Annotated in this window: 14 protein-coding genes; 7 read left to right on the top strand and 7 right to left on the bottom strand. The window is 70.8% G+C overall.

Annotation, left to right across the window (positions count from 1 at the left end):
• The coding region (locus FJV41_RS37535) for a lysylphosphatidylglycerol synthase transmembrane domain-containing protein (protein WP_181791197.1) at positions 1 to 416 on the bottom strand (416 nt) is incomplete at its 3' end.
• A gap of 72 nt (positions 417 to 488) precedes the next feature.
• Entirely contained in the window at positions 489 to 950 is a 462-nt protein-coding gene (locus FJV41_RS37530) for a response regulator transcription factor (RefSeq protein ID WP_141647417.1), read from the bottom strand.
• A gap of 447 nt (positions 951 to 1397) precedes the next feature.
• Here FJV41_RS37530 and FJV41_RS37525 point away from each other — a divergent pair, with 447 nt between their 5' ends.
• Complete coding sequence (locus FJV41_RS37525) at positions 1398 to 2894, top strand: Do family serine endopeptidase (protein ID WP_141647416.1); 1497 nt, start codon at positions 1398 to 1400, stop codon at positions 2892 to 2894.
• A gap of 57 nt (positions 2895 to 2951) precedes the next feature.
• Here the strand turns inward: FJV41_RS37525 and FJV41_RS37520 are convergent, their stop codons facing one another.
• A complete protein-coding gene (locus FJV41_RS37520; RefSeq protein ID WP_141647415.1) occupies positions 2952 to 3302 on the bottom strand; it encodes a DUF1428 domain-containing protein in 351 nt (116 codons plus the stop codon).
• Between the two features lie 107 nt (positions 3303 to 3409).
• Entirely contained in the window at positions 3410 to 3760 is a 351-nt protein-coding gene (locus FJV41_RS37515; protein WP_246137657.1) for a hypothetical protein, read from the bottom strand.
• Between the two features lie 172 nt (positions 3761 to 3932).
• Between FJV41_RS37515 and FJV41_RS37510 the strand changes: the two genes are divergently transcribed.
• Positions 3933 to 7961 (top strand): serine/threonine-protein kinase, encoded by a 4029-nt coding sequence (locus FJV41_RS37510; RefSeq protein WP_141647414.1) that lies wholly within the window; start codon positions 3933 to 3935, stop codon positions 7959 to 7961.
• A gap of 8 nt (positions 7962 to 7969) precedes the next feature.
• Here the strand turns inward: FJV41_RS37510 and FJV41_RS37505 are convergent, their stop codons facing one another.
• Positions 7970 to 9769, bottom strand: a complete 1800-nt coding sequence (locus FJV41_RS37505) for an OPT/YSL family transporter (protein ID WP_141647413.1) — start codon at positions 9767 to 9769, stop codon at positions 7970 to 7972.
• On the bottom strand, positions 9766 to 12027 hold the full coding sequence (locus tag FJV41_RS37500; protein WP_141647412.1) for a serine histidine kinase EspA: 2262 nt from the start codon (positions 12025 to 12027) through the stop codon (positions 9766 to 9768). Before FJV41_RS37500 ends, FJV41_RS37505 begins: the two co-directional genes overlap by 4 nt.
• 282 nt (positions 12028 to 12309) lie before the next feature.
• Between FJV41_RS37500 and FJV41_RS37495 the strand changes: the two genes are divergently transcribed.
• The 4 genes from FJV41_RS37495 (at position 12310) to FJV41_RS37480 (ending at position 17533) form a co-directional block, all read left to right on the top strand.
• Positions 12310 to 13719 (top strand): serine/threonine-protein kinase, encoded by a 1410-nt coding sequence (locus tag FJV41_RS37495; protein WP_141647411.1) that lies wholly within the window; start codon positions 12310 to 12312, stop codon positions 13717 to 13719.
• A gap of 248 nt (positions 13720 to 13967) precedes the next feature.
• Positions 13968 to 14954, top strand: a complete 987-nt coding sequence (locus FJV41_RS37490) for a hypothetical protein (protein ID WP_141647410.1) — start codon at positions 13968 to 13970, stop codon at positions 14952 to 14954.
• 136 nt (positions 14955 to 15090) lie between these two features.
• A complete protein-coding gene (locus FJV41_RS37485; protein ID WP_141647409.1) occupies positions 15091 to 16332 on the top strand; it encodes a serine/threonine-protein kinase in 1242 nt (413 codons plus the stop codon).
• Between the two features lie 202 nt (positions 16333 to 16534).
• Positions 16535 to 17533, top strand: a complete 999-nt coding sequence (locus FJV41_RS37480; RefSeq protein WP_141647419.1) for a sensor histidine kinase — start codon at positions 16535 to 16537, stop codon at positions 17531 to 17533.
• On the opposite strand, the gene FJV41_RS37475 is transcribed toward FJV41_RS37480, so the two are convergent.
• The gene (locus FJV41_RS37475) at positions 17472 to 18047 is read right to left on the bottom strand and encodes a cysteine dioxygenase (RefSeq protein ID WP_141647408.1); all 576 of its coding nucleotides are present in this window, start codon (positions 18045 to 18047) and stop codon (positions 17472 to 17474) included. The genes FJV41_RS37480 and FJV41_RS37475 overlap by 62 nt on opposite strands.
• Positions 18048 to 18171: 124 nt before the next feature.
• Here FJV41_RS37475 and FJV41_RS37470 point away from each other — a divergent pair.
• Positions 18172 to 18302 (top strand): FAD/NAD(P)-binding protein (locus FJV41_RS37470; RefSeq protein ID WP_141647407.1); only part of this gene is annotated, 131 nt, incomplete at its 3' end.

Raw genomic sequence — 18302 nt, 5'->3', positions numbered from 1 at the left:
ACCCCCGCCACCGCCAACAACCCCACCCAGAACGTCAGCGCGTTGAACGTCCCTACCTGCGCCACATCCAGCGCCGTCAACCCCCGCGCAGAATACAGCCGGTAGCGAACGCCCCCTCCCGTGAGGAACGACATGCCGATGTTGTGGCCAAACGCATAGCCCACGAAGGCCGTGAACCCCACCTGCCGATAGGGCAGCCTGCGCCCCAGGTGCTTCAGCGCCAGCACGTCATAGAGCGTGAGCGCCAGGTAGTTGCACGCCGCGCACACCACCGCCAACACGATGCGCTCGCGCGGAATCGACGACAGCCCCCGGGCCACGTCCACCCCTCGCAACTCATGCAGCTCGTGGCGCATCACGATGAACGCCAGCGCCAGCAGCACCAGGGGGAGCAAGGCGAGGAGCGCTCGCCTCAACGCGGTTCGAGAGAGCACCCTTCGAGAGTGCACACCTGCTTCCATCCCCGCCCGCGTCGGGCAGGCAGGCGCTCAGCGGACCGGCGGAACGAGCGCCTCCGCCGTGGCGCACAAGTCCTCCATCGCGAAGGGCTTGTCCAACACACGCGCCGCGCCCAACAGCTCCGCGTCCCGATGCAGCTGCGCATCTCCAAACGCGGTGATGAGGATGACCGGCGTCGTCCAGCCCTCGCGCCGCAGCCGCGCCACCACCTCCAGCCCCGAGTACCCCGGCATGCGCACGTCGGTGATGATGAGGTCCGGCACCTGCGTCTGGTCCGCGAGCAGGCCATCGATGATGGCCTTCACCAACCCAGGCCCGTCCGCCGCCTCCACCACCTCATAACCCTGGCGCTTGAGCGCCCTGCGCAACAACGCGCGCATCTCCGGCTGGTCCTCCGCGACGAGCACTCGCGGGCGCTGCCCTCGCTCCGGGTCCAGGAGCGGCCACGGCCGCGCTCCTGACTGCTGCTCCTGCTCTTCGTCTGGCCCCATCAAAGGTCGACTCCTTCCAGCGCGGTGGGCTGCCCGCCCTCTCTCCAGCCTCCACGATGAAGGCCGGAACGTGGGTGCGAGCGGGCTCGGGCAGAGCATTCGACGTGCCACTTCATTCCCCAGGAGAAGGAGGCACTTCGCCCCGGGGACATTTGCCCCGAGCGGGGCACATTGCCCCGCGCTTCCTGCCCCGCGGCCCCCACTCTCAGAGGAGAACCCCCCGCGCGGAGCCCTGGCCCGGCACGTGCACAGGTGTCTGGCATCGGTTCGGATGTGGGGACTCGCGGAACGAGCCCCGAGCAATGGCAGCCGTCGGGAGTCGGGGGACGACCAGCGGCACACCTTTCCACCTCCAGGGGGAGCCGCTCCGCGTCCTCCCCACGTCCGGGCCGATTCTCAAACACTCTTTCCTGGCCGGAACGCCTCCGGCCTCACGGAGAACGAACGATGGCCTGCTCGCTCCCCTCTCGCCGTTTCCTCGGTGCCCTGGCCCTCCTGCCCGCCGCGACGCTGGGCTTCGCGTGCGGACAGGCCCAGGCCCTGGGTGCCTCCAATTCCTCTCAAGCGACCGCCACGGTCGCCGCCACCGCGACGGCCGCCGCCGCGACACCTTCCGGCGCACCCGTGCAGCCCGCGCGCTTCAATCCCGCGACGTCCGGCACCGTCACCTCGCTGGCGCCACTCGTCGACTCGGTGAAGGGCTCCGTCGTCTATGTCGAAGTGCAGGCCCGCCCCAAGCGCATGTCGGGCATGCAGGGCCTGCCTCCGGGCTTCGCGGAGCGCTTCGGCATGCCGCCGGGCATGCAGGGCAATCCGCAGCCGCGCCAGGGCCTGGGCTCGGGCTTCATCATCGACGCGACGGGCACCGTCCTCACCAACAACCATGTGGTGGAGGGCGCGGACGCGGTGCGCGTGAAGCTGGAGGATGGTCGCTCGTTCGACGCGGAGGTGCTGGGCAGAGACCCGCTCACCGACGTCGCGCTGCTCAAACTCAAGGGCGCGCCGAACAACCTGCCCTTCGTGCCGCTGGGTGACTCGGACGCGGTGCGCGTGGGCGACGCGGTGATGGCCATCGGCAACCCGTTCGGGCTGGACTCCAGCGTCAGCGCCGGCATCCTCTCCGCGCGCGCTCGCGACATCCACTCCGGCCCCTATGACGACTTCCTCCAGACGGACGCCGCCATCAACCCCGGCAACTCCGGCGGCCCGCTCTTCAACATGAAGGGCGAAGTCGTGGGCATGAACACCGCCATCATCGGCGGCGCCAGCGGCATCGGCTTCGCGGTGCCCAGCAACCTCATCCGCGCGCTGTTGCCCCAACTCCAGGAGACGGGCGCGGTGCGCCGTGGCTACCTGGGCCTGGCCATCCAGGACCTCACGCCGGAACTGGCGCGCGCGCTCAAGGTCGACGCGGCCAAGGGCGCCGTCGTGTCCGGCATCAGCCGAGGGGGGCCTGGCGACCGCGCGGGCCTCAAGGAAGAGGACATCATCACCTCCGTCGGTGGCCGCGCGGTGGAGTCCGCCGGAACGCTCACCCGCGCCGTGGCGCTGCTCAAGCCCGACAGCCGCGTGAAGGTGGAGCTGGTGCGCGGTGGCAAGCCCCTGTCGCTGGAGGTGACGCTCGGAACGCGTCCGGCCCAGCGCGGCGAGGAGGAAGTCACGCCGCGCAACTTCACCGCTCCCGCCACGCGCAAGCTGGGCATCAGCCTGCGTGACGCGGAAGGCGGCGGCGCTCAAATCATGGAAGTGGAGCCCGGCAGCCCCGCCGAGCGCGCGGGCCTGATGCCCGGCATGGTGCTGGTGCAGGTGGGTGACGACAAGGTGTCCAGCGCGTCTGACGCGGCCAACACCCTGTCCTCTGTGAAGTCGGGCGCCGCGCTCCTGTTGCGCGTGCGAGCCCCGGACTCGGAATCCACGGTGCTTCGCGCCCTGGAAATTCCGTAGTCCCTCACGGTGTCCGGCGGGCCTTCCCTCCCACCCGCCGGACGCCGCTGAGGTTTTCTAGAGCGAGACGATGGGCTTGAAGCCGCCGTACATCATCCGCTTCATGTCGAAGGGCATGCTCTGCATGCCACTCAGGCGGGGGTCCTTCATGACCAGCTTGTTGATGCGATTACGGTCGGCCTTCGACGCATAGACGATGAAGGAGAACACCACCGTCTCCCCGGGCTTGCGCTTCACGCTCTTGGCGAACAGGGCGAGCGGGGCTTCGGCGATGTCATCGGCGACGCACTCGGTGTACTGGAGCGCGCCGTGCTCGCGCCAGATCTTGCCGGCCTTGCGCGCAATCTTGCGGTAGGCGGCGAGGTTCTTCGTGGGCATTGGCAGGACGAATCCATCGACGTAGGGCATGACAACCTCCAGGAACGAGAAGAGCGGTCAGTCAAACATGCCGCTCCTCGCGCCACGGGAAGCATCCCTTCATCACGACGAAATTCCGACACCTCGGCGCGACGCGCTCACGTCCCCGGGCGGAAGCGCAGGGCGCTCCAGACCGTGTCGATGGCCACCTGTCGCACGGCCTGGATTCCCTCCTGCTCCAGGCGCCTGGCGAGGATGTCCCGGTTGAGGTCCGTGTCGAGCTGCCCCGCCTTTGGATACGCCACCCACGCGACGCGGTCCTCCTTCGCCGCGGCGATGACGGGCGCGCACTTCGCGTCCACGTCCTCCATCCGCGTCACGAAGAGCAGCAGCCCTTCCGCCTTCACGGAGGAAGTCGTCACGACATCGTCGAGGTCGACGCCCTTGGGCTTGCCGAGGACTCGGGCCTTCATGTCCTGCTTGAGGTTCAGCTTCTTCGCCAGGCTCACGGGACGCGGTCCTCCTCGGGGAAGGCGGCATGACAGCATCGCCACCCGGGCGGGGCAATGAACGTGCGTTCGCGCCAGCAAGAGGCCCTGGAGTCCAGGTGATGCGAGACCGACCCCCGGGGTTTCCAGGGGGTGTCCTGAATCCCCATTGCATTTGGCGTAGAGTTGCCGCGTGCCGCGGTGCCAGACATGTGGGCGGCGCTGGGAAGGCTCCCACGCGCCGTGCCCGCCGAACTCACCCGTCGACGGGGCGGGACGTGCGTCGTCCGCCGAGCCCCCTCCACCGCTCATCCCCGGCTACCTCGTCGAAGGGGTGCTGGCGCGCGGCGGCTTCGGCGTGCTGCTGGGCGCCCGGCGTGAGACGGACCAGCAGCGCGTGGCCATCAAGCTGGCCCGCACCGGCAATGCCCTGGCCCGCGCGCAGCTTGTCCGGGAGTCGGAGGCGCTGCGCACCCTGGGGCCGCCCACCGTGCCCGCGCTGTACGAGGTGGGCGTGCTCTCCGGAGGCATTCGCTTCCTCGTCATGGAGCACGTCCCGCTGCCCACCCTCGCGGAGCGGCTGGCGCGCGCCGCGGGGCCCGTGCCGGCCCAGGAGCTGGCCGCCCTGGCCCTGTCCGTGGCGGACACGGTGGCCCACGTCCACGCGCGAGGGCTGGCGCACTGCGACTTGAAGCCCGAGCACCTCTTCCTGAACGAGGACGGCGGCGGGCAGGTGCGTGTCTTCGACTTCGGCCTGGTGCGCGGAACCTCTCCCCTGGAGGGCTCAGCCCTGCCCGGTGAGGGCGCGACGACGAGCGACTCGTCTGGCTTCGCCGGCACCGCGGAGTACATGGCACCGGAGCAGTGCGCGGGAAACTCGGACGTGGACGCGCGCACGGACGTGTACGCGCTGGGCGTGCTGCTCTACGAGATGCTCACCGGTCGGCCGCCCTTCTTCGGCCCCACGCCGGACGTGCTCCAGGCACACCTGGCCCTGCGCCCGCCTCCGCCCTCCGACTTCGCGCCCGTGCCTCCGGCGCTGGAGGAAGTCGTGCTGCGGTGTCTGGCCAAGGAGCGCGCGCGCAGACCCGAGGACGCCACGGCGCTCGGCACCGCGCTGCGCGAGGCCTTCACCCACGCGCACCGTCCCCACGAGCCCGTCACGCCCCGGCCCACCGCGCCCGGTGAGCCTCGGCCCGCGCAGGTGCGCCGCTCGGTCGCCGTGCTCTTCCTGACGTCCCGCGCCAACCCCGTCAGCCTGCAGAAGGGGCTCGCTTCCTACGGTGGGCATCTGGCCTTCACGGATGGGCCGCGCATCGCCGCCGTGTTCGACCCGGACGTGGGAGAAAATCCCGTGCGCCGGGCCATGCGCGCAGCGGAGGGACTGGCCGACCGGGGACTGGCCGCGAGCGCCCTGGTGGACGTGTCCGCCGTCACCGTCCAGCGCCGTCCCACCGGCACCCCTCGCTACCTGGGCGCCATCCTCTCCCGCGCGGACCGCTACCCCATTGGCCCGGAGACCCACGGGCTCCTGCTGTCTCCAGCCGCCGCGGAGGCCGTGCCGGAGGTGCCCTGCACGGAGGTGCCCGGCCATCCCGGACTGCTGCGTCCCGCGTCCCCTGGCGCCGCGCCTCGCCCAGACATCACCGTGCTCCAGTTGGGCAGCGAGGTGCTCGTCGGCCGCGAGGCGGAGCTGACCTCGCTGTTGGACAGCGCCCGCGCGGCGGTGGGCGAAGCGGCGCCGACGCTGGTCACCGTGATGGGCGAGCGAGGGCTGGGCAAGAGCCACCTCGCCGCGGCGCTCGCTCGCGAACTCCAGATGCAGTTGCCACTGACTCGCATCTACACCACGCGCTCACGCGAGCCGGTCCAGGGCGACCCGGACGGTACGCTGCGCACGCTCCTGCGCTGCGCGCTCAATGCCTTCGAGAGCGACAACACGGACACGGAGGAGCAGGGCCGCGCGTCCATCATGCAGCGGCTGGGGCCCACGCTCGGCACGGAGTTGTGGCCGGGCGTGGCCGCGACGCTGGGGTGGTATGCGCCGGGCGGGCCGGAGCTGCAGAGCTGGGCGGCGGCGCCGGGTGCGCTGCGTTCCCTGGCCATGCGCGCCACGGGTGAGCTGTTGGCCGCCACCGCACGCGAGCGCTCGCTGTGTCTGGTCATCGACGACGCGCACTTCGCGGAGGAGACGGCGCTGGATGCGCTGGAGTACGCGTGTCTCGCCGAGGCGAGCGTCCCCATCTGGGTGTGTGTGCTGGCGCGCCCGGGGTTCGAGAAGAGTCGGCCGCTGTGGGGCACTCGCGCGGCCCGACAGTCCACGGTGACCCTGCGCGCGCTGGGGGCGGAGCAGGCGCAGGAGCTGTGCCGCATGCTCCTCAAGCCGGTGGAGAACGTGCCGGCGCAGGCGGTGGACCGCATCGTCGAGCGCGCCCAGCACGTGCCGCTCTACATGGTGGAGCTGGTGCGCGGCCTCAAGCGCCAGGGACTGGTGCGCCAGCGCGCTCCGGGCGGGAGCTGGTACCTCGTCACCGACGGCGTGGAGAAGGTGCCCGAGCTGCGGCTCGTGGAGTGGCTGGCGGACCGCGAGCTGGGGGCGCTGCCGCCGACGCTGGCCGCGCACGCCCGGCTGTGCGCCCTGCTGGGCACGGACTTCACCGCCGCCACGGCGGAGGGCGTGGTGCGGGAGCTGGAGCGCGACGGCGCGGCCGGTGGCTTCCCGCTGGATGCGGGCCATGCGACTCGCAGGTTGCTGGACTCCGGACTGCTGGTGTCCCACCGCCTGGAAGGACTGAGCTTCCGCAACGAGCTCTTGCGCGACGCGGTCGCCGCCACCCTCCCCGCCGCCGAGCGCCAGCGCATCCACCGCGCCGCTTACCGCTACTTCCTGGGGCCCACCGGGGCCAGCGAGCGGCAGCGCCTGCCTCGGCTGGCCCTGCATGCCGCCGCCGCGGACCTGCGCGACGAGGCCGCCGCGCTCTCCATCGACCTGGCCGAGTCCGCACGCGGACGCCACGCGTTCCTCGACGCGGAGGCCATGTACACGCGCGCGTTGGATTTGCTGGAGAGCACGGACGAGCTGCGCTGCCTCACCGCGCTGCGAGGGCGCGGGCTGATGCGCATCCGCATCGGTCGGTATGACGACTCGCTGGCGGACTTCGCCGCCGCTCGGGAGCGGGCCCAACGATTGGGTGACACTCGCACGGAGGTGGAGCTGCTGCTCGACGAGGCCATGGCGCTGGACTGGGTGAATGACTATCCCGCCAGCGAGGCTCGCGCGCTTGAGGCACAGGCGAAGGCGGCCCGTGTGGGCTCGGCCTATGTGCAGGGCCGGCTGCTCCTGGCGGTGGGCCGCGCGCTGTTCCGCAAGGGCGAGTGGCAGGAAGCCCGCGAGCCCCTGGAGGCAGCGGCGGAGATTGCCCGGCGCCTGGGCGACGCGGGCTACGAGACACAGGTGGTGTCCCAGTTGCTGCTGGCCGTCATGCTCCCCAACCTGGGCGACATCGACGAGACGGACCGGGTGCTTTCGGAGGTCGTCGCCGCGTGCACCGAGCGTGGAGACCTGTTCCATCTGGGCAGCGCCATCAACAACCGCCGCAACCTGTGGGTGGCTCGCAGGGATTTGGCCAACGCGTTGAAGGACCAGGAGCGCTTCATGCACCTGGGACGCGAGCTGGGCATGGTGGGCTGGGAGTACTTCGCCGAGCACAACCTGGGTGAGCTGCACTACCAGGCGGGTGACGTCGACGCGGCCACGCCCCACATCACCCGGGCCATCACGCTGGAGCGCCGGCACCCGGAGGTGGCGCCACGTCCGTGGGCCCTGCTGCTCCAGGCGCGCACCATGGCGTGGCTGGGACGGCAGGCGCGGGCCCGCGAGTTGCTCGCGCAGGTGCGGCAGGTGTTGTCGGAGGGCCGCAATGGGGTGGAGCTGAGCCCATCGGAGGAGGTGCTCTTCGCCATGGTGGAGCTGGCCACGCGCGACGCCACGGCGGAGGCATGGCACACGCTGCGGGAGTGGTCCGCCCAGGTGTCCGTGGAGCAGGAGCCGCTCGAGGTGCTGGAGATGATGGGGCTGGCGGCGCTGCGCCGGGGTGAGCGAGAGGAAGCCATCCGCATCCTGACGGACGCGCTCCAGCTCGCCTCACGGCTGCCCAATCTCATGGAAGCGCGCATCCGCCGCTCGCTGGAGCGTGCTCGGGACAACGCCCCTCCGACGTGAAGTGCCCGCTACGCCATGAAGCCCAGCAACTTGAGCGCGCCGATGAGTACGCCCACGAGCGACTCCGCAGCAATCGCTCCCGCCGCCAGCGCGGGAACATTGCGCCCCGTCGCGTGCGGCCAACGCCACCGCGCCACCGCCGCCATCGCTCCACCCAGGCACAGCGTCACCGCGAAGTAGGCGGGCAGGATGAAGCCGATTCCCATCGCCACCGGTGAAGGCATCCACCGCGCCGCCCGACCTCGCGCCAACAGCGTCAAAAGCGCGCCGACACCCGCCGCCACGCCTCCCGCCAGCGCCGCGTTCGGCGGCAGACCCGCGAGCCCCTTCACCGCCAGCTCCGCCACCGCGCGGAACTGATGTGAGAACGGCGCGGGCAACGCCTCCGAGCCCAATCCATACGCTCGCGTCAGCAGCAGATACGCCGGCACGCTCACCAGCGAACCCGCCAGCACTCCCACCAACTGCGCCCCGAGCATCCGCCGTGGCGAGGCCCCCAGCAGGTGCCCCGCCTTGAGCGCCCACATGCTCACGCCCGTCTGCGCCGCCGCCCCGGACACCACACCGCCCACCGCGATGTTCGGCGCCACCGCCCCAGGCAGCAGCACCCCGGCCGCCACCTGCGAGAGCTGCCCCACCTGCGTCACCGGCGACACATCCACCTGTCCCGCGCCACGCGCGCACACCGCGCACAGCGGCAGCAACACCACCAGCGCCAGCAACACCTGCGGCACGCTCATCCCAAACAGGCCCACGCCCAGCGCCAGCGTCACCACCGCCGCCGCGCCGCCGCACAGCCACGCCCACCGAGGGAGCGTTCCACTCCGCTTCAGTGAGCCCAAGTCCTTCGCCGCGCCCCAGAAGTCCCGAGCCTGCGCCGCGAGCGACACCACCGCCGAGCCCACCAGCAACCCCACGCCCGGCCACGTGAGCCAGCCGAGCAGGGAGTCATAGGTCGCGTCCTTCACCGCGCCTGTATTCAAGAGCCACGGCGCGAGCACGCCCCACCCCACCAGCGCCCCGGCCAGCATGCTCAAGCCCAGGTGCAGCCCCGCCATCATCCCCACCGCGAGCAGCATGGGACTCCACGCCAGCCCCCACGTCAGCGACGCGGTCGACACCCCGCCCACCGAGCCCGGTGCCGCCACCATTCCGGGCAGCTTCTGGAGCACATCGCGCACCGCCGTGATTGCCGCGGACACCCCCGCCGCCACCGCCAACCACACCCCGCGCCCGCGATTCTCCTCGGGCGCAGAGGCATGCATCGCGGTGATGAGCTCCGCCGTGGTGATGCCGGTGGGAAAGGCCAGCGCCTCTTCCTCCATCAACCGCCGCCGCAACAGGTGCGCCGCCAGCACACCGAGCACCCCCAGCGCCACGCTCCACACCGCCACTCCCACGCCGGGCACGTCCAACCCCAGCAGCATCAGCGCGGGCAGCGGCCCCAGGAGCCCCGCGGCCGCCGGCATCGCGCCCACCGACACCGCTGTCACCTGCGTGAGGTTGTTCTCCAGCGGCGTGTACGGCGAACCGCGCCTGCGAGACACCGCCGCGAGACCACCGAAGCCCAGCACCGCCGCCGTGACGGAGCCGCTCTCCCACCAGCCCAGCTTCAACCCCATGGACACGTTGGTGACAGCCAGGAGCGCGCCGACGACGAGCCCCATCCCCAGCGCACGCGCGGTCCCCTCCCTCGGCTCGCGGACAGGGGACGGTGCTTCATCGGAGACCGCCGCCAGACGCGTCTCGCCGGCGACCTCGGGAACAACAGGAGTGGAGGACACGATGGGTTCCAGGGGACTGCTCATCTGCCCGCCTCCGCTGAACGACCCACCAACTCCCGGAGCTGGGTGAGGTCCAACGGCTTGGAGATTTTCAGGTTGGGCACGTCGCGCAGGAAGGACACCGTGCGCGGGGTGAAGGCGCCGCCCGTCATGAACACCATGCGGCCCGCCTGCTCCGGCACGCTGCGCCCCAGCTCGTGGTACAGGTCCATGCCCGTCATCCCCGGCATCATCACATCGCAGAGGATGAGGTCGAAGCGGCTGCCCTCGTTGAGCAACCTCAGCGCCGCCTGCGCGCTGTTCGCCGTGGCGACCTCATGGTCCGCCGCCAGCGAGCGCTGGAGCGCCAGCGTCACGTTCGGCTCGTCATCCACGACGAGGATGCGCGCCCGCGCATTGACGGCCACCACCGCCGTCAGCCTCGGCAGCACCTCCAGCTCCCGCGTCGCCGCGCGCAACACCACGCGGAAGGTGCTCCCCTTGCCCGGGTCGCTCTCCGCATGGATGGAGCCGCCCATCGACTCGATGATGCCGTGGCAGATGGACAGCCCCAGCCCCGTGCCCACGCCCACGGGCTTCGTGGTGAAGAACGGGTCGAAGATGCGGTCCATCACCTCGGGCGACATCCCCATGCCCGTGTCCCGCACCTCCACCAGCACCCGGCCGCGGTCTCCCGCGCGGATGACGACGCGGATTTCATGCTCGTGCTCCGGCGAGCGGTCCTCCGGAATCGCCTGCGCCGCGTTCAGCAGCAGGTTGAGGAACACCTGGCACAGCCGCGACTCGCTGGCCTCCACCGGGGCCACCGGCTCGAACTCCGTCACCAGCCGCGCGCGGTGGCGGATGACGTTGTCCGCCATCTTGCACGCCAGCTCCACCGCGCGGCGCACGTCCACCGGCATCAGCCGCACTTCCTGCTCGCCGCGCGCGAAGACCTTCAAGTCGCGGACGATGGTGGCGATGCGCTCGGCGCCCTCGGTCGTCTCGCGCACCAACTGCTGGAGCGAGGCGATGGCCGCCGCGGGCACCTGGCTCTCCATCCGCTCCAGCCCCTCGCGCACCAGGTGCAGGTTGACGAGCATGTAGGCCAGCGGGTTGTTGATTTCGTGCGCCACGCCCGCGCCCAGCGTGCCCACCGACGCGAGCCGGTCCGCCACGACGAGGTGCGCCTGGAGCTGCTTTCGCTCCGACGTGTCGCGGTGGACCATGATGTTGGCGATGGTGCGCCCCTCGCTGTCGCGCAGCGGCACGACGACGGACTCGCACCAGCAGGTGGTGCCATCGTGGCGCTTGAACTCCAGCTCCCCCGTCCACCGCCCCTGCTTCTCCAATGCGGCGAGCACCATGCCGGTGAGCCGGTCCGGCTCCTCCGGATGCAGCACGCGGAAGAGCGTCTGTCCCAGCGCCTCCGTCTTGTTGCGGCCGAACATCCGCTCCGCGCTGGCGTTCCAGTCGATGATGCCGCCGCCCAAATCGGTAATCACCACGCCGTCGTAGATGCTCTCGAAGATGAGCGCCTGACGGTTCAGCTCCTGCTCGGCCTGCTTGCGCGCGGTGATGTCCATCACCGTGCCCGTCACCCGCGCCGGCATGCCCGACGCGTCGCACAGCACGTCACCCTTGCAGGAAATCCACCGCCACCCGCTGCCCTGTGGCTCGATGCGGTACTCCACGTCCACCTGCGTCTTCTTCTCCAGCGCGGTGGACAGGGCCTCTCGCACGCGCGGCAGGTCGCCGGGGTGCACCACCTCCTCCAGCTCCATGGCGCGGCCGGACAGCTTTCCCACCGCCAGCCCCAACAGCCGGTCCACCTGCTCGCTCCACGTCACCCGGCCGCTCTGCGCGTTCCAATCCCAGATGCCCACGCGCGCGGCGGACAACGCCTGCCGCAGTTGCTCCTCACGCTGCTCCAAGAGCTCCCGCTTGGAGAAGCGGAACACCGTGACGGTGCCAATCTGGAGCCGGTCTCCCTCTTGAAGCTCCGCCGTGGCGATGGGCGTGCCGTTGAGCAGCGTGCCGTTGGTCGACTCCAAATCCGTGACGTGGCAGCCCCCGTCGAGCGCGCGGATGATGCGGGCATGCTTTCGCGAGACGCCGTGGTCGTCGATGCGCACCGTGGCTTCGGAGCCTCGGCCGATGATGTGCTCGCCGGGCTCCAGCCGGTACGCCTTGCCGATGGCCGCGGGCGTGGTGGTGCTGATGAGGATGAGGCAGGCACCCGTCGAGGAAGGCGGAGCCAGCGCCATGCCGGCGCAGGTCGTGAGGTCATCCAATGTCGTCATCAAGAGGCCCCCCGGCACCACGCGCCGCTTCCGTCCACCCGACCTGCCCCGACTCGCACGCGTGATGTCACGTCCCGAGAATCCAGCAGTCCCCAGCCACGGCGTCCAACCACCCGGGGTGTTGGGGCGTCCGAGCATTCGCAAGGCAACATCTGCCCCCACGCACCCCACCCGAGGTGATGGGTGGTGAACGCATGGCGGGGATTGGCGCGACGCGGCGGTCGCTTCGGGCCCGGGGCATGCAGCAGGGCTCCAGGGTGGGTGGTAGGGTGCTGACCACACATGGCGGCCGACTCCGAGAGCACGTTCCGCATCCAGGCACGGGCGGATCTGCATGGCTCCGAGCGAGGTCGTGGCGATGCGGGCCGAGGTGAACGGGGCCCTGGCACGCTTGCGGGCGAGTACATCCTCAAGGCCCTGCTCGCCTCCGGTGGACACGGCAGCGTCTACGAAGCCGAGCACCGGATTCTGGGCCGCCGCGCCGCGGTGAAGGTGCTGCATCCCCACCTGGCGGATCAGGGCGAGATGCTCAAGCGCTTCGTGCGCGAGGCCCGCGTGGTGAACCAGATTCGCCACCCCAACATCGTGGATGTCTATGACTTCGGGCTGATGCCGGACGGCAGCCCCTACTACGTCATGGAGCTGCTCGCGGGCCGGACGCTGGGACAGGTGGTGCAGGAGCGCGGCCGGCTCTCCGCGTCCCGCGCGCGCGCCTACCTGGAGCCCGTGTGCGGCGCGCTGGAGGCCGCGCACCGCGCCGGCGTCGTCCACCGTGACTTGAAGGCCAGCAACATCCTCGTCGTGGAGGAGGGCGAGAAGCCCCGGGTGAAGCTGCTCGACTTCGGCATCGCCAAGCTGATGCACGCGGAGCCCTCGCAGGAGGGCCTCACCATCGCCGGCCAGCGGCTGGGCACCGCGCACGCCATGGCGCCCGAGCAGTTCCGCGGCTCCACCATTGGCCCGTACACGGACATCTACGCGCTGGGCGTGCTGCTGCACCAGTTGCTCACCGGCCGCTACCCGTTCCTCTGCGAGGACCGGATGGAGCTGGAGCGGCTGCACCTGGAGGCCCCCGCGCCCCGGCCCAGCGCCATCGCCCCGGTGTCCCCCGCCGTGGACGCGGTGGTGCTGCGCTGTCTGGAGAAGGACGCCAGCCGGCGCTTCAGCAGCGTGGGCGCCTTCCTCGCCTCGCTCGCCGACGCCGCGGAGGAGCCCGTGCAGCCCGCGAACCGCTCCCGGCTGGCGCTCGCCGTCCACGCGGAGGTGATGCTGCCCTCCGCCGCGCAGGACGACGACGCGATGTACGCCGTGCTCGCGGATGTGCTGGACGGACTCGAGCAGGGCCTGCGCGGCGGCGGCTTCCTGCTCGCGCTCCAGTCCGGCACCACCCTGCTGGCCGTGCGCCCCCTGGAGAACGGGGCGCCCACGCCGGAGCGCACCGCGTACCTGCGCGAGGCCGAGCGCTCCCTGCGCATCCTCCAGCAGGCCGCGCAGAAGCTCGCCGACCCCGTGGATGCCCGCGTCCACCTGTGCCTGCACCTGGGCCAGGCCGAGACGCGCGGCGACACCGGAGAGTCCGAAGTCGTGGGAGGCCCCGTCACCGACGTGGGCGCCTGGCGACTGCGCGGACCCGAGGGCTTCGCCCTCACCCCCGCGGCGGCCTTGTCCCTGGAATTCCCGGAACCAATCTAGGCCTCCCAGAAATCACAGACATCCGTTGATTCCATTTCATCCAGGACTGCCTGAGTCCTGGACCTTACAGCCTGACTGTTGTGATTCAGCTTCCATGGGAAAATTATTTCCCATGCGGCATGCAAAAGCCTGAAACCCCGGCAAATCTTGTCGAACCCATCAGTTACAGCGGCATTCTTTGGGAGTGCTGAAACAGGTGGGCGGCAAGGTGGTCAGCGAACGCTGACTGCCACACACGGGGGAAAAGCATGCACCGCACACCAGCTTCGCCGTCGCGTCGTCACACCACCGCTCTCCAACTCCACGCCCGGGGATGGCTCGCGGGGCTCCTGAGTCTGGCGATTGGAACGGGGGCCTGTGGCGTGGGGGTGGAACCGGTGGGAGATGACCTCGGGCACCTGCGACAAGGCCAGCTGTCCACGAATGGCCTGTCGACAAATGGCCTGTCCACGAATGGCCTGTCGACAAATGGCCTGTCCACGAATGGCTTGTCCACCAATGGCCTGTCGACAAATGGCCTGTCCACGAATGGCTTCGTGACCTGGTTCAACCAGGATCCGGCGACGGCGGACTCGGTGATGGCCTACGTGGTGACGTGCGCGGTGCAGGCGGGGGTGGCGCGCCAGTTCACCAATCCGGTGACGGGAATCACACACATGTGGCTCGGAGCGCTGGGGCTGGCGCCGCGCTGGGCCTCGGGGCTGCCGGCGACGGAGGTGGAGCAGCAGGTGGTCTCCGCCTGCCTCGCGGCGCACGCGAACAAGTACGGCCTCCACGTGCCCATCTCCGTGCTGGGCCTCACCACGTCCGAAACGAACGCGCCCATCCCCTACACGGCGGAGGAGCTGGCCACGTACAACCAGCAGGAGGCGTGCTTCTTCGGCAACCTGTTCGACGGCACCGGCGTCTTCGCGGCCAATGACCAGCCCTACCTGTCCGCGGACAAGAGCACCCCGCGCACGTGTGGACTGGCGTCGGGCCCCACGCAGGCGTGCCCTCCCATCACCCACGTGGGCATGTGCGCCACGCTGTGCCAGCCCGCGGTCGTCGGCACCACGCCCCAGCCCTACTACGAGAGCTGCGCGTACAACGGGAAGTCGTACCGCCCCATCACCGCGCGGATTCGCTCGCAGGAAATCTATCGCTGCGGCGACGGCATCTGTCAGTTCACCGAGCGCTGCGGCACGGACACCACCGCGTTGAGCTGCCGCGCGGATTGTGGCACGTGCCCCTGAGGGCGGACCGTTGGTCTTCCACGACACAGTCCGCGCCAGCGTGTCGGGCCCCCCGGGCCCCCGCCGGTGGGGACGTCCCCCTGGGTGGTGTTAGTCTCTCCCCATTCCCGAGGTCGGGCCGGACACGGGAGGTGGCATGAACGGTCTTCACGTCCTGGACGCGCCCGAGGGCACGGACATCGCCGGTTACACGGTGGAAGGACTGCTGGGCGCGGGCGGCTGCGGCGTGGTGTATCGGGCCACTCGCGATGGACAGGCCGTGGCGCTCAAGCTCCAGTCGCTGGCGCAGCTGGGCGGCTGGGCCCGGCGCGAGGTGGCCATCCTGACGCGGCTGGCGCACCCCAACGTGGTGGGCTTCCGCGACGGCGGCCTGTTCCCGCCGGAGGCGCCCGAGTGGCTCTATCTGGCGATGGAGTACGTGCGCGGGCGCCCGCTGGCCCAGTGGGTGGAAGAGGAGAACCCCGGGGCACGGAGCGCGGCGCGGCTGGCGCTGGGGATGGCGCGAGGACTGGAGGCCGCGCACGCGGCGCAGGTGCTCCACCGCGACATCAAGGAAGCCAACGTGGTGGTGCGCGAGGAGGACGGCACGCCGGTGTTGATGGACTTCGGCGTGGGGGACTACTCCGGAGCGCCCCGACTGCCGCGCGGCGTGCTGCCCCCCGGAACCCCGCGCTACCGCAGCCCGGAGGCCCTGGCCTTCCGCCGCGAGGGCCGCGACGGCGTGTACCCGGCCACCATCGCGGATGACCTGTATGCGCTCGGAGTCGTCCTCTACTGGATGCTCACCGCGCGCTACCCCTTCGAGCAGGTCGAGACACCCGAGGGAGAACTGGCCGTCATCCACCACCCTCCCGTGACGCCGTACGTGCTCAACCCCCGGGTGCCGTGGGAACTCAGCGAGCTGTGTCTGCGGCTGCTCTCCAAGCAGCCCTGGCGACGGGGCACCGCGAGGACCTGGTGCGAGGCCCTGGAGACCGCGCTCGCCAGCGCCGACGCGGCGTGGGAGCAGCCGCTGTTCCCGGATGCCGCCGAGCTCCCACCCGACGGCCCAAGCCCGCGGACCCCGTCGCGAGGACGGCGCTCCAGCCACTCCGGGAGGCTGCCCGCGATTCAGACCGTCGAGCCCCTGGCCGAAGCGGAGCCGCCAAGACTCGTGGTCCGGGCGCGGCCGGTGACGCGGACGCGTCGCGCCATCGAGTTACCGCGCGCCCTGCTGGCACTGGGCGTGGGGGTCTGCCTGGTGGGCGGCGTGGGGTGGTGGGCGCGGCGCTGGCTGCCCTCGGTGCTCGCGGTGACGTTGAGCAGTCGCGCGCGAGCGCCGGAGCAGAGCGGGGCCTCCCATCCCCACCTCCGAGAAGCACCCACACCGGCGCGGTGACACGCGGACCTTCCACTCGCCAACGCTGTCGGAGTCCGCCGGGAGCGCGGGCGTCGACTAACCATCTGGACGGGCACCCACCCTCGCGCGGGCCGACATCGGCTCCTTGCCCGACACGGCCCGGCGGTGTTGACTGGGAAGGTCCGCTCCGCCTCCGCGCGCAGCACTCGGGACGGACACCTGACGCCGGGACCGCGACGTGATGACGCTACGAGCCAGGGTGCTGTTGATGTCAGCGGTGGCGCAACGGCGCGGCACGCTGCGCCGCGCCTTCCAGACTCGCGCGGGATTTCCGCACGGAGTGGAGCGTCCAGGGACGGACCTCACCCGCGAGGCCGGCGAGTCGGGCAGGCGGTTGGAGGAGACGGTGCGGGAGCGGACCGCGGAGCTGGAGGCCGCCAACGCGAAGCTGTCCCGCAGCCTGGAGCAGTTGCACGCCACCCAGGCGCAGTTGCTCTTCGCGGACCGGCTCATCGCCTTGGGCCGCATCGCCGCGGGTGTCGGGCACGAAATCAACAACCCCCTCGCCTTCATCCTCAGCAACCTGGAGTACATCCACCAGGAGCTCCAGCAGAAGGAGCAGCTCCCCGAGCGCGAGCGCCAGGAGGTGCTGGAGGCGCTGGCGGAGACGCGCGACGGCGCCGAGCGCATCCGCCTCATCGTGCGTGACTTGCAGACGCTGTCGCGCTCGGAGGACGTGGGCAGCGGGCCCTCGGACGTGGGCGCGGTGGTGCGCACGGCGGCGAAGATGGCCATGCATGAGCTGCGGCACCGCGCGCGACTCGTCGTCGAGTGTGACGGCGTGCCGCCCGTGCAGGGCAACGGCTCACGGCTGGGGCAGGTGTTCCTCAACCTGCTGCTCAACGCGGCGCAGGCCATCGTCCCCGGTCAGGTGGAGGTGAACGAGGTGCGTGTCGTGGCGCGCGAGGCGATGCCCGGCCGCGTCGCCGTCGAGGTGCGAGACACCGGCTGCGGCATCTCCCCCGAGCACCGCGAGCGCATCTTCGACCCGTTCTTCACCACCAAGCCCCTGGGCGTGGGCACCGGCCTGGGCCTCGCGGTGTGCCACGGCATCGTCACGTCCCTGGGCGGCACGCTGACGGTGGAGAGCGCGCCCGGTCAGGGCAGCATCTTCCGCGTCACCCTGCCCGTGGCCGGCGCCTTCGCCCAGCCCCCACGTCAGCTGGACGCGGCGGTTTGAGCGACGCCACCTGGTCGTCGTAGGGCGTCATGCCCTCCATCGGCGGCGCATAGAGGTGCAGTGACACGGCGCCGTGTCGCGACGTGTTGAGGACGCGGTGGATGGTGTCCGACTCCTCGAGCAGCAGGTCGCCCTCCGCCGCGCGCACGGACACGTCGGGCACCAGCCTGTCTCCAGCCCACGCGTAGCGCGTCTCCCGCAGCTCGCCTCGCACCAGCAGGGACACACCCGACGAGCCCCCGTGGTCATGGACGAGCGAGCCCTGGCCCGGGCCCCAGCACACCAGCAGCAGCTCGCACGCCCGCGTCTTCGCCAGCGTCTTGCGCACGTAGCGCGCGGGGTCGAACTCGACGAACGACTCCAGCAGCCCCCAGTCAGGCCGGCTGTCGCGAAGCCTCTCCACCAGCCACGACAGCGAGGGAATGGACCCGCGTCGCTCGGGCAGGGGCCAGCCCAGCAGGCTTCTCGCGTCCGGGACTTCTCCGTCCCAGTCTTCATTGGGGCGCTCGCGCAATGGCTCCTCCCGGCATGTGCGTGGGAGTGTGGACACGCTCTCGTACCGCGACCAGGGGTTGGCATTCGATTGTCCACGCACATCCACGGATGCCGCTGGACGGGAGCGGACATAGGATTGCGGCGTGCAAGTTCAGAGCAGCCCTTGGGACGTGGCCGTGGTGGGGGGCGGGGCCAGCGGAACGTTGTTGGCCATCCACCTCTTGCGGCAAGCACGCGCGCCGTTCCGGATTCTCCTGGTGGAGCGCGGCGGGCG

Origin of the sequence: Myxococcus llanfairpwllgwyngyllgogerychwyrndrobwllllantysiliogogogochensis (assembly GCF_006636215.1) — a bacterium.
Taxonomy (GTDB): Bacteria; Myxococcota; Myxococcia; order Myxococcales; family Myxococcaceae; genus Myxococcus; species Myxococcus llanfairpwllgwyngyllgogerychwyrndrobwllllantysiliogogogochensis.
This window is presented reverse-complemented; position numbering and strand designations above follow the sequence as displayed.

Excerpts from the sequence above, each read along its gene's own strand:
- FJV41_RS37530 (WP_141647417.1), bottom strand. The coding sequence starts at position 950 with ATGGGGCCAGACGAAGAGCAGGAGCAGCAGTCAGGAGCGCGGCCGTGG.
- FJV41_RS37525 (WP_141647416.1), top strand. The coding sequence starts at position 1,398 with ATGGCCTGCTCGCTCCCCTCTCGCCGTTTCCTCGGTGCCCTGGCCCTC.
- FJV41_RS37520 (WP_141647415.1), bottom strand. The coding sequence starts at position 3,302 with ATGCCCTACGTCGATGGATTCGTCCTGCCAATGCCCACGAAGAACCTC.
- FJV41_RS37505 (WP_141647413.1), bottom strand. The coding sequence starts at position 9,769 with ATGAGCAGTCCCCTGGAACCCATCGTGTCCTCCACTCCTGTTGTTCCC.
- FJV41_RS37500 (WP_141647412.1), bottom strand. The coding sequence starts at position 12,027 with ATGACGACATTGGATGACCTCACGACCTGCGCCGGCATGGCGCTGGCT.
- FJV41_RS37495 (WP_141647411.1), top strand. The coding sequence starts at position 12,310 with ATGGCGGCCGACTCCGAGAGCACGTTCCGCATCCAGGCACGGGCGGAT.
- FJV41_RS37490 (WP_141647410.1), top strand. The coding sequence starts at position 13,968 with ATGCACCGCACACCAGCTTCGCCGTCGCGTCGTCACACCACCGCTCTC.
- FJV41_RS37485 (WP_141647409.1), top strand. The coding sequence starts at position 15,091 with ATGAACGGTCTTCACGTCCTGGACGCGCCCGAGGGCACGGACATCGCC.
- FJV41_RS37480 (WP_141647419.1), top strand. The coding sequence starts at position 16,535 with ATGACGCTACGAGCCAGGGTGCTGTTGATGTCAGCGGTGGCGCAACGG.